Source organism: Candidatus Poriferisodalis sp. (assembly GCF_965214215.1).
GTDB lineage: Bacteria > Actinomycetota > Acidimicrobiia > Acidimicrobiales > Poriferisodalaceae > Poriferisodalis.
In genome coordinates, this window is record NZ_CBDCBD010000003.1 from 523,147 (window position 1) to 539,964 (window position 16,818).

General features: G+C 66.0%; 3 protein-coding genes. All 3 read right to left on the reverse strand.

All coding sequences use genetic code 11. From position 1 onward, the window contains the following. Positions 1-59 precede the first annotated feature (59 nt). The 3 genes from ACOOF5_RS04925 to ACOOF5_RS04935 all read right to left on the reverse strand — a co-directional run bounded on the left by ACOOF5_RS04925 (position 60) and on the right by ACOOF5_RS04935 (position 16,709). Entirely contained in the window at positions 60-5,660 is a 5,601-nt protein-coding gene (locus ACOOF5_RS04925) for a S8 family serine peptidase (RefSeq protein ID WP_420437198.1), read from the reverse strand. 124 nt (positions 5,661-5,784) lie between these two features. After that, positions 5,785-14,337, reverse strand: a complete 8,553-nt coding sequence (locus tag ACOOF5_RS04930) for a hypothetical protein (protein ID WP_420437200.1) — start codon at positions 14,335-14,337, stop codon at positions 5,785-5,787. 263 nt (positions 14,338-14,600) lie between these two features. Continuing rightward, positions 14,601-16,709 carry a sodium-translocating pyrophosphatase gene (locus ACOOF5_RS04935; protein WP_420437202.1) on the reverse strand — a complete coding sequence of 703 codons (2,109 nt, stop codon included), beginning with the start codon at positions 16,707-16,709 and terminating at the stop codon, positions 14,601-14,603. Positions 16,710-16,818: the final 109 nt, after the last annotated feature.

The following is a 16,818-nucleotide window of genomic DNA, read 5'->3' on the forward strand; positions in this document are numbered from 1 at the left end:
ATGAGCGCGAACATCGGACCTCAAGAAAGCGACTCGGGGTCGCGTTCGCGGCGGATCGGTCAGTCGTCGTCGGTGATGGTGCCGGTGGCGTAGATGAACCCGTCGCGGATGACGATTCCGCTGGTGGCGTAGACGTATATGCGCAGCGTCTCGTCGTTTTCTGGGGTGTCGTCGTCGATGATCGGCACGACGATCTCGACTTCGGTTTCGCCCGCGTCGAGCGTGAACGTCCTCCTGAAGTCGATGCTCCAGTCCTGCCACAGCGTCGCGCTTTGCCCGAACCCGCCGTAACGGAACGTGATCGGGACGGGATTGGCCTTCGACAGTGTCACCACGAAAGCGAGGCTTTGCGCGCCCTCAACAGCGGTGGCGTCGCTGACGGTCACCGTCGGCGGACCTGACGGCGGCGGAGCCGGGTCGTCGTCGTCGGCTACCGCGACCGTCGCCGCCCCGGCTAACGACGACACCGTGTAGCCCGTTCCGGTGTCAATCGTGGCGGTGACCGACCCGTCCGTCTCATCGGTGGTGTCGTTGGTGGTGGCGACGGTGAACGTCGCGCTGCCAGTCGTCGGGATCGTGACCGTCCGCGCACCGGTGCTGGCGAAGTCTCCGCTCTGGGACACGGTCACTCTGACGTCAAGACTCGCCGCGGGCACAGGGCTGGCGGTGAGCGTGAACGCTGCAGCAGTCCCCTCAGTGACATCGCTGCCCGCCGCGATGCTGATCTGCGGCACGTCGTCGTCGGCTACCGCGACCGTGGCGCTGCTGTTGCCCGACGAGACGGTGTAGCCCGTGCCGGTGTCGATCGTGACAGTCACCGATCCATCGGCCTCGTCGGTGCTGTCATCGGCGGTGTCGACGGTCAGCGTGTAGCTGCCAGTCGTCGGGATCGTCACCGGCCGCGCCCCCGTGGACACCCCGAAGTCGCCTGACTGCGTCACGGTGACGCTGACCGACAAAGCCGACGCCGGCGCAGGGCTGGCCGTAACGGTGAACGTCGCGTCGCCGCCTTCAATCACGCCGTTGCCCGCGGTGATACTGATCTCAGGGCCCGCGGACTGCTGGGCTGCCTCGATGCACTCCAACGCTTCGCGGAACGGCCGCCATCCGAACCAGCGCTGCTCGCCTTCGAGCGCCTCAGCCGCAGTGAACGCCGTCACCTGATCATCGACGACATCGCCGAACGCGACCAACACCCGACGCCAGTTGCGGCCATGACCAGGCGCGCGATCACGATGCAGCTCGTAGTAGTCACGCGCCGACTCCAACGTCTCATCAGAAACACAATCCGCAGGAGGCGGAGGCGGCGGAGGCGGAGGCGGGTCGTCGTCATCAGACACCGCCACCGTGGCGCTGCTGTTGCTCGACGAGACGGTGTAGCCCGTGCCGCTGCTCACTGACACTGTCACCGACCCGTCGGTCTCGTCGACGCTGTCACCGGTCGTGGTGACAGCCAGCGTGTAGCTGCCGCCGGCGGGGATCGTCACGGTCCGCGCCCCAGTCGCCACACCGAAATCGCCGCTCTGGGCGACGGTGACGCTGACTGTCAGGGCTGACTCCGGCGCAGGGCTGGCCGTGAGCGTGAACGACGCAGCAGTCCCCTCAGTGACATTGCTGCCCGCAGCGATACTGATCTCCGGGTCCGGCGGCGGGTCGTCGTCGTCGGAGACTGCAACGGTCGCCGAACCGGCCGACGACGACACCGTGTAACCCGTACCAGCGCTGACAATCGCCGTCACCGACCCGTCGGCCTCGTCGACGGTGTCACCAGCGGTGTCCACGGTCAGCGTGAACGTGCCCGCGGTGGGGATCGTCACGGTCTGCGCCCCGGTCGTCGCGCCGAATTCACCTGTTTGTGACACCGTCACGTCGACGGTCAAAGCAGTCGTCGGAGCGGGTGACGCAGTGATTGTGAATGACGCCGTAGAGCCCTCGGTGACGCCGCTGCCCGCAGCGATGCTGATCTCCGGGACCGCGGACGGCTGGGCTGCCTCGATGCACTCCAACGCTTCGCGGAACGGCCGCCATCCGAACCAGCGCTGCTCGCCTTCGAGCGCCTCAGCCGCAGTGAACGCCGTCAACTGATCATCGACGACATCGCCGAACGCGACCAACACCCGACGCCAGTTGCGGCCATAACCAGGCGCGCGATCATGGTTCAACTCGTAGTAGTCGCGCGCCGACTCCAACGTCTCATCAGACACACAATTTGGAGGTGGCGGCGGAGGTGGCGGAGGCGGGTCGTCGTCATCGGACACCGCCACCGATGCCGAACCCGCCGACGACGACACCTTGTAACCCGTCCCGGCAGACAGCGTCGCCGTCACCGAACCGTCCGCCTCGTCGGTCGAATCGTTCGTCGTCGCGACAGTGAACGACTGAGAACCAGATGCCGGGATCGTCACCGTCCGCGACCCCGCCGACACACCGAAATCACCGCTCTGAGAGACAGCGACCGTCACATCCAGATCAGCCGCAGGCGGAGGAGTCGCAGTGACCGTGAAACTCGCAGCCGTCCCCTCGGAAACACCGCCCCCAGCCGCAATGCTGATCTCCGGCAGCAGAGCGGGCGGCGGCTGAGCGGTCAAGCCGTCAACGCTCAGCGTGAAAGCGCCTGTAGTCGACCGATCGAATGTCGTTGCCTCAACCGTGTAATCGCCCGCAGCCAACGACTCGGCGATTCGCGAGTTGTAGCTGTCGCCTCCGTCGTCGTCGCGATACAGCTCCTCGCCGTCTCTGCCCGACCCGCTGCGCAGGAACAGATACGTGTCCGCAGACGACTCGAGATCGACGGTCACTGTGGCCTGCGAGGCCAGAGTGAACGTGAAGAATCGGGCATATCGGCCCTCGCGGCCCACCGAATCGCACGAATCCGTCCACTGTCCCGTGATGCTCCCATCACCCGCCAACGCCGTCACGCACCCATCAACCGCCTTTGGCGGCGGTGCCGTCCCGGTCTCGACGATGGTGAGCCTCACTGGCGATCCGACAAGCGACACCTCGTTGCGCAGCCCTGCTGGGCGTGCGACGACAATGGCAACCGTTTCCGGGGGTTCCTGCCCAACCCAGTTGTCGTCCTCGAAGGTCTCCAGCTCGTAGGTGAGCGATGTCGTTCCGGCGGGGATTCTGATGGACGTGACCGCAGAGTCGCCCAGTGACAACGGGTAGAAGTCGACGGCCGACCCCGCCCCAGTAGCGGTTGCAGTCCCCGGTCCGTAACTGACAGGCAGAACGATGTCTTTGTTCCACGCACCGCCGCTGAGAGTGACCGTGATCTCCGCAACCTCACCCTCGACGACTGTCGGAGACGTGGCCGCCAAGGTGACAGTCCGTGGGGGCGCAGCAGGAGCGAGATTGCCGCGGATGGTCACCTCGACAGGGTCTCCCAGAAGCAGAACCGACTGGGGTGCGCTGGAACCGTGCGGGTTCGGCCAACGCACCGAGAGCGTCTCGTCGTGCTCGCTGAGGTTGTCGGCGGCGATGTTGAAGGTCGCGGAGCCCGAACTCTGCCCCGCCGGGATCCGTATCGACAGCTGACCGGTCCCCGAATAGTCGGCGTTGGCGTTGCCCGGCGCCGTCGCTGTCCCGGGCTCGATCTCGACGGGGATCACGACGTCTTGTGACAGTGTGCCGCCGCTCAGCGAGGCCGTCACCCGCACCGTGCTTCCTTCGTTGACCGCGGTCTCGATGCCGTTGACGTTGTTGACGCGCAGCCGAGCGCGTGGCGCAATGTCGGTGGAAGCTCCTGCGTGGCCCAAGAATCTCGCCTGCCACGAGTACAGCGTGGTGGTCCCGTAGCTGTCGCCCGTGGCGGTGAGCGGGTCGGTGACCTTCAGCCTCCAGGTCCCGTCAGGATCCTCGCCCAAGAATTCGCTGCTTGTGAGATTGACGACATGGCCATTGATCCAACAAAGGTTGCCGGTGTAGTCAAAGCCCGTATAGCGCCCATTCGAGCATTGATCTCTCGAGGCGATCGCATCGACAAGAGTCGACGTCGTCCCGCTGGGCGACACCAGTTCAATGCGGAGGTCGCGCCCCTGCGGACTGTAGAGATAGAGCGATACTCCGACGTCCTCCAAGAAGTCAATGTCCGACGGCCCCGCCAGCGTCAACTCAGTGGTCTCGCCATTGCTCAAAATACGAGCATCCCAGCTGTCGGGCCCATTCCCCGAACGGTCGCTGCCGTACTCCGGTCCTGCGGACTTGACCGTCCTGCTCACTGCGGCGGGCACACGCTTCCAGTTCAGTGCTGCATTCACTGCAGCCGACGCATCGACCACACCGAATCCGTAGACCGGGCTGAAGCTGTAACGGAGACTCGATGAGCGGTACTGGAGGGCGCCGTTCGACCAGCTGGCATGGGTGGGGTCATTCTTCTGAGCTGTCTGCGCCAGAATCAGCTTGACATCACGCCACGTCAGATACGGGTTGACGCTTCGCATGAGCGCCACCACGCCCGACACCTCAGCGGCAGCGGCACTGGTGAGGCCGAAGCCGCCGTACTGATTGTCGCCGAACGTCGTCAGAACTCTGTTGCCGACCGTGGTGTGGTTCTGCTCGGCGTGCCCGTTCACCGGCGCGCAAACCCACAGCGCTACACCAGTATTGGAATACTCGGTCTCTTGGCCGTCGTTGTCGACGGCGCAGGCACTGATGACTCCCCGATGCGCGTGGTAGCCGATGGTGTTGACGTCACGTCCGGGAATGGTTGCCCGTTCATTGCCGGCTGCGAACACATATGAGGTGCCCAAACCGCCGAACCCGTGTTCCAGTCCGTAGTCCACCGCCTCCCACCATTCATCTTCGGTGAGCGTGAACCGTGGAGTAGTCGCACCGAGGCCGTAGCTGTTGTTCGACACTGCGACGATGGATGCGTTGCGTTGCATCGCATCGGCCTGATTCGTCCAACCCGAGTTTTCCACCAGGTTGTAGTTGAACAGCGTCGCGCGCGGCGCGATCCCTCTGCTGCCGAGGTCGTTGTCGCGCGCAGCGATGACCCCTGCCGCCTTGGTGGCATGCGCTGCGCGCGACTCCGTCGGCGGGTTCAGCCACGACGCGTAGTTGTGGCTGCGAGCGAGATCGACATTGTCCACCAGGTCGTGATGGTCCGGGTTCCATGTGTCGTCCACGACGGCGACGTTGACGTTTCCGCCTTTGGTGATTGACCAGACGTTGCCGATGTTGATGTCGCTGCCGACGGGCCGTGCGCCGAGCTGGCCGTCGAACGAGCGCCGCCGGTCCAGGTGCCACAGACACCCCGACAACTCATCGGACAACCATGCTTGGTAGCCGAAGCAGTCCGCCTCGTGGGTGAACTCGTTGCCGGTCAGCTCAATCGTCGACGCTGCGCCTGGCCCGGAGGCCTCAGCCAGCGACCGTACCGGGGCCGCTGACGACGATTGGGCAGACGACGAACCGGCCGATGCCTGCTCGGCAGGCTCGTGCGCGACTGCTGTTGTGCCAGCCGAACTCTGCTGCGGTGGCGACGACTCGGCGGTGGCTGTGCCGAGGGACGAAGCCGTGCTCGCCTGGTCCGTGGGATCGACGGCATCCGCCGCCGAATCGGCCGTGGCTGTGTCGGAGACCGAGGCCAGCGCCAGGATGCCGGCCAGCATTGCTACGGTCGAGAGCGCAGCCGCGACTCGCCTTGGTCGAGGCATGGCAGAAGACCCCCTGTACTCGGCGCACTGCGGGCCTCGTCGTCGGACGTGATAACGCGGTAGCGGTGACTCGGCGTCACGGTACCGCGGTTGTCGCAGCACTCGTCACCATTCGGGGGATCGGTCAGTCGTCGTCGTCGGTGATGGTGCCGGTGGCGTAGAGGAAGCCGTCGCGAATGACGATTCCGCTGATGGCGTAGACGTACACGCGCAGCGTCTCGTCGTCTTCTGGGGTGTCGTCGTCGATGATCGGCACGGTCACGTCGATGGTCGTGTCGCCGGCATCCAGTGTGAACGCCCTGTACTCGATGCTCCAGTCCTGCCACAGTGTCGCGGTGCGGCCGTATCCGCCGTAGCGGAACGTGATCGGGTCGGGATTGGGTTTCGACAGTGTCACCGCGAAGGCGAGGTGCTGCGCGTCCTCGACGGCGGTGGCGTCGCTGACGGTCACCGTCGGCGGACCGGCGGGGGCCAGATCGTTGTCCGACACCGCGACTGTCGCCGCGTTCTGCGTGGATGACACGGTGTAGCCCGTGCCGCTGTCGACCGTGACAGTCAGCGACCCGTCAGCCTCGTCGGTGCTGTCGTCGTGGGTGCCGAGGCTCACAGTGTGGGTGCCCGAAGTCGCCATCTCGATGGTCATCGGACCAGGCGACAAATGGAAGCTGCCGCTCTGAGAGACCGTCAGGCTGATCGTCAGGGGCGCCGTCGGTGCGGGACTGGCGGTGATCGTGTAGGTCGCATTGCCGCCTTCTGTGATCGCAGTGCCCCCGACGATGCTGATGACCGGCGTGCTCGGCGGCGGGTCGTCGTCGTCGGACACCGCCACCGTCGCAGCGCTCTGGGTCGCTGACACGGTGTAGCCGGTGCCGCTGCCCACTGTCGCGGTGACCGACCCGTCCGCCTCATCAGTGGTGTCGTCGGCGGTGGCGACGGTGAACGTCGCGGTGCCAGTCGTGGGAATCGTGACCGTCCGCTCACCGGTGGCAGCGAAGTCGCCGCTCTGCGACACGGTCACTCTGACGTCAACACTCGCCGCAGGCACAGGACTGGCCGTGAGCGTGAACGACGCCGCAGCCCCCTCAGCGACATCGCTGCCCGCCGCGACGCTGACCTCGGGCACGTCGTCGTCGGCCACCGCGACCGTCGCGCTGCTGTCGCTCGACGACACCGTGTAACCGGTGCCGGAGCCGATCGTGGCGGTGATCGACCCGTCGGCTTCATCAGCCGTGTCATCGGTGGTGGCGACGGTCAGCGTGTGACTGCCGCTGGTGGGGATTGTCACGGTCCGTGCCCCGGTCGTCGCACCGTAATCGCCGCTCTGGGAGACGGTCACCGTTACGTCCAGGCTCGCCGCCGGGTTGGGAGACGCGGTGATAGTGAACGACGCCGCGGTCCCCTCGGTGACGGCGCTGCCCGCAGCGATGCTGATCTCGGGATCTTCGGGCTGCTGGGCTGCCTCGATGCATTCCAACGCCTCACGGAACGGCTTCCACCCGAACCAGATCTGCTCACCCTCAAGCGCCTCAGCCGCAGTGAACGCAGTCAACTGATCATCGACCACATCACCGAACGCCACCAGCACCCGACGCCAGTTACGGCCATAACTCGGCGCGCGATCACGATTCAGGTCGAAATAGACACGCGCCGACTCCAACACCTCATCAGAAACACAACCCGCAGGCACAGGCGGCGGTGGAGGCGGCGGGTCGTCGTCATCAGACACCGCCACCGACGCCGCGCTCTGCGTGGACGACACGATGTAGCCCGTGCCGGTGCCGATCGTGACGGTCACCGACCCGTCTGCCTCGTCGGTGCTGTCGTTGGCGGTGGCGACGGTCAGCGTGTAGCTCCCGCCGGTCGGGATCGTCACCTTGCGCGCTCCGGTGGACACGCCGAAGCTGCCGCTCTGGGCGACGGTGACGGTGACCGGCAGAGCCGACGCCGGCGCAGGGCTGGCCGTGAGCGTGAACGTCGCGGCGGTCCCCTCAGCGACATCGCTGCCCGCGGTGATGCTGATCTCCGGATCAGCCGGCGGCGGAGGCGGGGGCGGAGGGGGCGGGTCGTCGTCGTCTGCGACCGCGACCGTCGCCGAACCAGCTGACGACGACACCGTGTAGCCGGTTCCGGTGTCCACCGACACGGTCACCGACCCGTCGGCCTCATCGACACTGTCACCGGTCGTGGCCACCGTCAGCGTGTAGCTGCCCGTGGTGGGGATCGTCACCGTCCGCGACCCGGTCGTGACACCGAAATCGCCTGACTGCGAAACCGTCACGTCAACCGACAAAGCAGCAGCCGGCGCCGGCGACGCAGTGACGGTGAACGACGCCGCAGAGCCCTCAGTCACACCGCTGCCCGCAGCAATGCTGATCTCCGGGTTCGCGGGCTGCTGGGCTGCCTCGATGCACTCCAACGCCTCACGGAACGGCCGCCATCCGAACCAGCGCTGCTCGCGCTCGAGCGCCTCAGCCGCAGTCATCGCAGTCAACTGATCATTGGTCACATCACCGAACGCCACCAGCACCCGACGCCAGTTACGGCCATAACCCGGCGCCCGGTCACGGTTCAGGTCGTAATATTCACGCGCCGATTCCAACGTCTCGTCAGAAACACAATCCGCAGGCACAGGCGGCGGGTCGTCGTCATCAGACACCGCGACAGTCGCCGCGCTCTGCGTGGACGACACGGTGTAGCCGGTGCCGCTGCCCACTGTCGCGGTGACCGATCCGTCGGCCTCGTCGGTTGTGTCGTCGGTGGTGGCGACGGTGAACGTCGCGGTGCCGGTCGTCGGGATCGTGAACGTCCGCTCGCCGGTGGCAGCGAAGTCGCCGCTTTGGGCGACGGTCACGCTGACCGTCAGGGCTGACACCGGTGCGGGGTTGGCTGTCAGCGTGAACGACGCCGCAGTCCCCTCAGTCACGGCGCTGCCCGCAGCGATGCTGATCTGCGGAACAGTCGGCGGCGGGTCGTCATCGTCGGACACAGCGACAGTCGCCGAACCAGCTGTGGACGACACTGTGTAGCCGGTGCCGCTGCTCACCGACACGGTTGCTGATCCGTCGGGTTCGTCGACGTTGTCACCGACGGTAGAGACGGTCAAGGTGTAGCTGCCGCTGGAGGGGATCGTCACCGTCCGTGTTCCGGTCGCCGCACCGAAATCGCCGCTCTGGGCGACTGTCACCTCGACCGACAAAGCCGCATACGGCGTCGGGGCCGCGGTCACCGTGAACGTCGCATCGCCGCCCTCAGTGATCCCCGAACCGGCCGCGACACCGACCTCGGGCACATCATTATCGGCCACCGCGACCGTGGCGCTGCTGTCGCTCGACGACACCGTGTAGCCGGTGCCGGCGTCGACCGACACTGTCACCGACCCGTCGGCCTCGTCGATGCCGTCACCGGTAGTGGCGACAGTCAGTGTGTAACTTCCGCTGGCGGGGATCGTGACAGTCCGCGTTCCGGTCGCCGCACCGAAATCGCCTGACCGCGACACACTGATCGTCACATCCAGACCAACCGCAGGCGCCGGCGACGCCGTCACCGTGAAGCTCGCAGCCGACCCCTCAACCACACCAGCACCACCGACGATGCTGATCTGCGGCTCATCCTCGTCGTCCTCGGAGTCCTCGCACTGCGCCTGCTCCAACGCCGCCAAAGTGCGCGCAATACGATCCCAACGCGAGTTCCCCAGCCAACCAGCCACACCCGCAGCCTGCTCAGCCGTCATCGGCGTATAGCCCGTGTCAGTGCCCAAAGCAGCCAGCACACGATTGAACCGCTTCACCCCCGCAGCCGCAGCAGCAGACAACCCATCCCGCCAACCGGTGATCTCATCAACGGAGACAGCGTCGTCAGGCAACACCACACTGCACCCGCCGTCGTCATCATCCGCGACAACGACCGTGGCCGCAGCGCTGCCCGACGACACCGAATATCCCGACCCGGCCTTGACCGTCGCAGTCACCGAGCCGTCCGCCTCGTCGTCGCTGTCGCCACTGGTCGCGACCGAGAACGTCTTGACGCCACTCGCCGGAACCGTCACCGTCCGCGACCCCGCCGACACACCGAAATCACCGCTCTGCGACACAGCGACCGTCACATCCAAACCAGCCGCAGGCCTGGGCGACGCAGTCAGCGTGAAACTCGCAGCCGTCCCCTCAAACACGCCACTACCCCCAGCAATGCTGATCTCAGGCACATCATCATCAGACACAGCCACAGACGCCGCGCCCTGCGTGGACGACACCGCGTAGCCCGTCCCGGCCGACAGCGTCACCGTCACCGAGCCGTCAGCCTCGTCGATGCTGTCGGCTGTGGTGCCGAGGCTCAGAGTGTGGGCGCCCGACGTCGCGATCTGAACAGTCGTCGGACCAGTCCCCACGTAGAAATCGCCGCTCTGGGACACCGTCACATTCACCGTCAAAGGCGCCGCCGGCGAAGGACTGGCCGTGAGCGTGTACGTCGCATACCCGCCCTCGGCCACCGCTGAGCCGCCGACAATGCTGATGACCGGCAACGGATCGTCATCATCAGACACCGCCACAGTCGCGGCGCTCTTCGTCGACGAGACCGTGTAGCCCGTGCCGCTGCCCACCGTCGCGGTCACCGAACCGTCCGCCTCGTCGACCGAATCGTCCGTCGTCGCGACAGTGAACGTCTCCGAACCAGACGCCGGAATCGTGACTGTCCTCGAACCCGTCGTCGCGCCGTAATCGCCGCTCTGAGAGACTGTGACCGTCACGTCCAGATCAGCCGCGGGCTTCGGCGTCGCGGTCACCGTGAACATCGCAGCGGCACCCTCGGTCACACCGCCCCCAGCCGCAATGCTGATCTCGGGGACGTCGTTGTCGGCCACAGCCACCGTGGCGCTCCCGCTGCCCGACGAGACCGTGTAGCCCGTGCCGCTGCCCACCGTCGCGGTCACCGAACCGTCCGCCTCGTCAACCGAATCGTCCGCCGTCGCGACAGTGAACGTCTCCGAACCCGACGCCGGAATCGTCACTGTCCTCGAACCCGTCGTCGCGCCGTAGTCACCGCTCTGCGTCACACTGATCGTCACGTCCAGATCAGCTGCGGGCTTGGGCGTCGCGGTGACCGTGAAGCTCGCAGCAGCACCCTCGGTCACACCGCCCCCAGCCGCAATGCTGATCTCGGGTTCAGTTGGCTGCGACGCGAAGCCGGTGACGGTCAGCGAAAAGTCGCGGGTGATGCCGCTCGCGTAGGTGGTTGCCTCGATGGTGTACCAGCCTGCCGCAAGCGTTTCGCTGATGCGGGAGTTCAGGTTTCCTCCGCCGACGTCGTCGTTTTTGTACAGCGGCTGGCCGCTCTGGGTGTTCTCTCCTGAGAGCAGGAACATGTAGGTGTCGACCGTTGACGTGAGGTCGATGGTGACCTTGCTCGACTGCTCCAGCTCGAAGACGTAGTACCGAGCGTTTCTGCCTGGACGCTGTTGGGAACTGCAGTTATCGGTATCGGCCCACGTCCCCGAGACAGTGCCGTCGGCGGTCAGCGCTTCGGTGCAGGCTCCTTCGTCATCGTTCGCAACGTTGACCGTCGCGATGCCGGCGCCGGTGCGCTTGTCTACCGAGATTGTCGAGGACACGGCGTAACCGTTGCCGTCGTCGATCGCTGCGGTGACGGAACCGTCGGGCTCCGCGACACTGTCGTCGTCTGTGAAAACCGTCAAGGTGGCGCTGCCGGTGGCGGGAATCGTGACCGTCTGCGAGCCGGTCGTGGCGAAATTCCCGTCTTGCGTGACCGCAACAGTGACATCGAGGTCAGACGCAGGCGCGGGGGAGGCAGTGAGAGTGAAGCCGGCGTCTTCGCCCTCGGTGATGTCGTCGCCGCCGGCGATGCTGATCACCGGAACCGATGTCTGCGGGCTCAAGCCCCGGATCTGCATCTTGAAAGCGCCGGTGTCCTCGTGATCCAGCGAGGATGCCTCGATCGTGTACCACCCGGCGCTGAGAGCCTCGCTGATGCGGGCGTTCCAGATGAGGGCCGTGCCGGGCGGGTTCTGTGATTCTCCCGCGTTGTCATTGAAATGCAAGGGCGTGCCCGACCGCACGTCCTTGCCTTGACGCAGCATGAGGTACGGGTTCAGCTCCGACGACTCCATCTCGATGACGACACCGCTTTGTTGGGCAATCTCGAACGAGTAGAAACGGGCGTACCGCTTGCTGTTTTCTGAGTAGAAGCTCTGCTTGCAGTTCGTGACCAACGTGCCGTCGACAGAGCCATCGGCGGCCACGAGGTCATGGCAGCTGAAGTTGTCGTCGTCGTTCACGCCGACAGTGGCAGCCGACGCGCTGGACGACACGTCGTAGCCCGCGCCTTTGACGAGCGTCGCGGTGATGCCGCCGTTCACCTCGGCGACATCGTCGTTGGCAGTGGAGAGAACGAGATCGGTGCTGCCGGTGCTGGTGGGGATATTGATCGTACGCGTGCTGGGCGTCACCCCGTAGTCGCCCGTCACCGAGAGCCGCACCTTGACGGGCAGCGGCGAGCTCGGTATCGGGCTGGCAGTCAAGGTGAAGCGGACATTGGAACCCTCGGTGACATCCGCGCCGCCGCTGAGACTCACTTGCGGCACTGCCGCCAGACCGCTGACGGCAAGCGAGAACGCACCGGTCTGAGCGTCGGCAGCCGTGGTCGCTTCGATCGTGTAGCTGCCCGCTGCGAGCGTGGCGCTGATCCGGGCGTTGTTGCCGGTGCCGCCGTTGTCATCGCTGTGCAGCGCAGCGCCCTTCTGGGCGTTGTAGCCACTGCGCAGGCTGAGATACGAATCGACGCTCGACGACAGATCGATCGTCACCGCCGATTCCTGCAAAACCCTGATGCTGTAGTAACGGCCGCTCTTGGCGGAGTCGACGGCCGACAAGCAGTCATTGGTCCAACTGCCCGACGTGGTTCCCGAACCGTTGAGGTCCTCAACGCAACTCGGCGAGGGCAGCTGCGCGAAGCCGTACCCCCAAGTGCTGTTCGGCACGACATGGCCATTCGGCTTGGCGTGCGCCTTGAGGTAACCGGTGACCTCTGCTGGGGCGAAGGTCGGGTTCTGCTGAACCACGAGCGCGGCCAGGCCGCCGACATGGGGGGCAGCCGCGCTGGTGCCCTGGAACAGGCCGCTCGCTGCGGTCATCCAGCCGGCTGCGCCGACGATGTCGGGTTTGACGCGGCCGTCGGGAGTCGGCCCGCGGCTGCTGTAGTTGTAAACCCCTACCGGGCTGCCAGCGCCGACAGCCAGCATGCCGGGATGCGGGCTGTCCGCAGGAGACATAACGCTGTAGCCGTCCGATTGCGTTCCCAGCACGCCGTCCCAGGTGACGAGCTGAATCCACTTGGGCTTGGACCCGTCCATCGACTTGACTCTCAAAGCGACAGTGGCAGATCGCGATCCGTTGTTCTGGACGGTGACCCTCTCGAAGGGCTCGTGATGGGCGCCTCCCGACTGCGTGTCGTTCGCCGTCGCAAGGACAGCCTCATCAGCAGAGCCGGGCTTGGTCACGACCATCAGGGCAAGGTCGTCGTCGGCGCCCTCCCACGTGTCGTCCCAGCGCATGAACACACGCGCGCTCTTGCCCGGTCCCAAAGTCAGGTACTGATTTTCGGTGCCGGGCTTCCACTCGTGAATGTTGTCTTTGTCGGCATCGGTGAAGGGGCCGTACCAAGTGTCTAGATGCCGGTTGCCGGCTGCGTTCACCCAGACGATGCCGTTGTCAGCCGCCCACTTCACCGTGTTCAGCGCGCCATAGATGTAGGGGCTGGTGCCATCGGGCGGGCCATGGAACTCCCAAGTGACGGAGTAGACGATGACCTTGACACCCTGCGCGTGCATCCACTCGGCCGTGCGGCGGACATCGCCCGACGAGACCGGGTTGGCGATGTACAGGCTGGCCTCGGGTGCCACGTCCATCACCGTCTCGGCCACGATGGTGCCGTGGTTGTTGCCGCCTGCGGCAGAACAATCAGCAATGTTGCTCGTGTGTTTGCCCAGACCGGTGTAACACCGAACGGTGACCGCACTCGGCAGATCGGTACCCAACAATGCGGGCGCTCCGGTGAAACCATCCCTAGTCGTGCGCCCGCTTGGCAAGTCGATCACACCGATCTTGACACCCTGACCCTTGATCCCGGCGTCGTGCCAAGCGCCGGCGAGGTGCTGCGCGACACCACCGCTGGTGACCCTTCCCCTAGCCTGCATGGGCCGCGCCAGCTCTCGCGCCCAACTCACCCCGGGCGTGCGCGCCAACCGGGCCAGCGCCGACGGCGGCACATAAGCCTCGATGTAGCTGCCAAGCACGTTGCGGACATCGCCGCCGCTGGCATTGATCACATCGACAACGTGTCCGACATCGCCGTCGACGATGATCGAGAGCGCCAGCATCGAAGCGGTGTGGGTCCCGCTGTCGCCCGGCTGCAACGGCGACGCAGCGACGCCGTTGTCCGAGCCGCCGCCGCCCGAGCCGCCGCCCCAGAGGAAATCGGCGCCGTATTGCGCGCTAAAAGGATCGTCGGCGAGATCGCTGAGGGCCGAGCCGAGATTGGGGTACGTGAGGCCGCCCTGTTCAGGCAGCGCCGGGGGCGCGAGGCCCTGCGTGAGATCGAATCCGTCGTCGGCACCTGCGTGAGGGGTGAGCGCCGCCACCAAGGCCAGCGACGTCAACAGCGCCACAACAGCACGACGGCCACGGCCAGCGCTGCCGCGACGCTGATTCCATCGACCTGTCCTGACAGAACTCTGCGAGCGCCAGGTCTTCCCCCAAAGACGCATACGTTGAAACGATAACAAAGGCGGAAATAGTCGCGTCCAACCGGATCTCGGGCTAGCGCACCCGCACTCAGCCGTCGATGTGGATACCGATGTCACGTCTACCCCGATCCCGCACTGGCGGCTCGGTGAACTGTGGCGCTCGGCGACCTATGCAGCCCACCGGCCTACAAGAAGGCGGGCACGAAGACCAGGCTCACGATGGTCATCACCTTGATGAGAATGTTCATCGCCGGGCCTGAGGTGTCCTTGAAGGGATCGCCGATGGTGTCGCCGACCACGGCAGCCGCGTGCGCATCGGTGCCCTTGCCGCCGTGCGCTCCTGCCTCGATGTACTTCTTGGCGTTGTCCCACGCACCGCCCGAGTTGGCCATGTAGATGGCGATCAGGAAGCCGGTCACCACTGCGCCGGCCAGGAAACCGCCGAGCGCGTTCACGTCGATGAAGCCGATGACCAGCGGCAGCACCACCGCCAAGCCGCCCGGCAGCAGCATCTCGCGCAGGGCCGCCTGGGTGGAGATGTCCACGCAGCGACGGCTGTCGGGCTTCACGCCCGGCTCGCCTTCACGCAGGCCCGGGATCTCGGCAAACTGCCGACGGACCTCCACGATCATCGCCTGAGCTGCCCGTCCCACCGACGACATCGTCAGCGCCGCAAAGATGAACGGCGTCATGGCGCCCAGGAACAGCCCGATCGTGACCGCGGTGTCGTTGATGTCGAGGAGCACCTGGTCGCCTGCGGTCAGACTGAACGACTTGAACAGCGCCAGCGCGGTGACCGCAGCCGAGCCGACTGCGAAGCCCTTGGCGACGGCGGCCGTGGTGTTGCCCAACGAGTCGAGGCTGTCGGTGACGCCGCGCACCTCGGGCGGCAGCTCGGCCATCTCGGCGATGCCGCCCGCGTTGTCGGCGATAGGCCCGTAGGCGTCCACAGCAACGATGACGCCAGTCACCGCCAGCATGCCGATGGCTGCCAGCGACACGCCGTACAGACCGATCACGTTGCCCGCGTCGCCGAAGGCCAGCCCGCCGAACCAGTACGACAGACCGATCATGCCCACGACGAGCACCACCGCCGGCAGCGTCGAGAGCTTGCCCTGCGCGATGCCTTCGATGGTGACCGTGGCGGCACCCGTCTCGGACTGCTGGGCAATGCCCTTCACCGGGCGGTAGTGCTCAGAGGTGAAGTACTCCGATGTGAAGCCGATGGCCCAGCCGCCGAGCAGCCCCACGATGATGGTCAGCGCCAGGAAGATCGGTGCGTCGAGCACGTAGTCGCCGATGGTCGGGCTGCCGCCGAACAGCACCAGCGTGCCGACGATGGAGAACACGACCGTGAGTGCCATGGCCACGTACTGGCCGGCGTGCAGCTGCCCCGACAGGCTGGCGCCCTCGCGGCCTCGCACAAACAGCGCGCCGACAATCGAGGCGATCATGCCCAGCGCTCCGATCAGGATCGGGTACATGAGAAGCGCCTCGGCATCGCCGAAGTTGGCAGCCAGGCTGTCGCCCTCCATGAACACCGGCACCAGCAGCGAGGCCAACACCACCGGCGCCACGATCGACCCGGCGTACGACTCGAACAGGTCGGCGCCCATGCCGGCCACGTCGCCGACGTTGTCGCCTACCGCATCGGCAATGGTGGCCGGGTTGCGGGGATCGTCCTCGGGGATGCCGGCTTCCACCTTGCCCACCAGGTCGCCGCCGACGTCGGCCGCCTTGGTGTAGATGCCGCCACCGATACGGGCGAACAGGGCGATCGAGCTGGCGCCCAGGCCGAACGCCGCCACCACCTGGAACGCCTGGTCGACGCCCAGCCATTTCACCCACAGCAGGTAGTTGATCGAGATGCCCAGCAGCGCCAATCCGGCCACGCTGAAGCCCATGACAGCCCCGCCCTTGAATGCCAGCGGCAGGGCCTTGGCCGCGCCCTCGCGGGCCGCGTTGGCCGTGCGGGTATTGGCCGCAGTGGCGATGTGCATGCCGATGAAGCCCGCCACGGACGACAGCACCGCACCCATGAGATAGGCGAAGCTGGCGGCTGGGCGGCCGTCGATCGGCACGATCAGCAGCAGCACGAACATCGCCGCCACGAAGACCGAGACCCACTTGTATTCCCGGCGCAGGAACGCCATGGCGCCCTCGCGGATGGCGGCTCCGATCTCACGCATCAGATCGGTGCCTTGGTCAGCCCGCAGCACCACCTTGGCGAAGTAGTACGCCAGCGCCAGCGCCAGCACAGAAGCGATCAGGGCCAGATACGGAACAGCAGTCACAGGGACCTCCAGGGTCGCGGCATGATCAGGATCAGGTCAGGTCGAGATGGCTCGGGGGAGTATGCCGGGCCACGAGCCACGATGCATAAAGACGTGCGCCAGTCGGCAC

Excerpts from the sequence above, each read along its gene's own strand:
- ACOOF5_RS04925 (WP_420437198.1), bottom strand. The coding sequence starts at position 5,660 with ATGCCTCGACCAAGGCGAGTCGCGGCTGCGCTCTCGACCGTAGCAATG.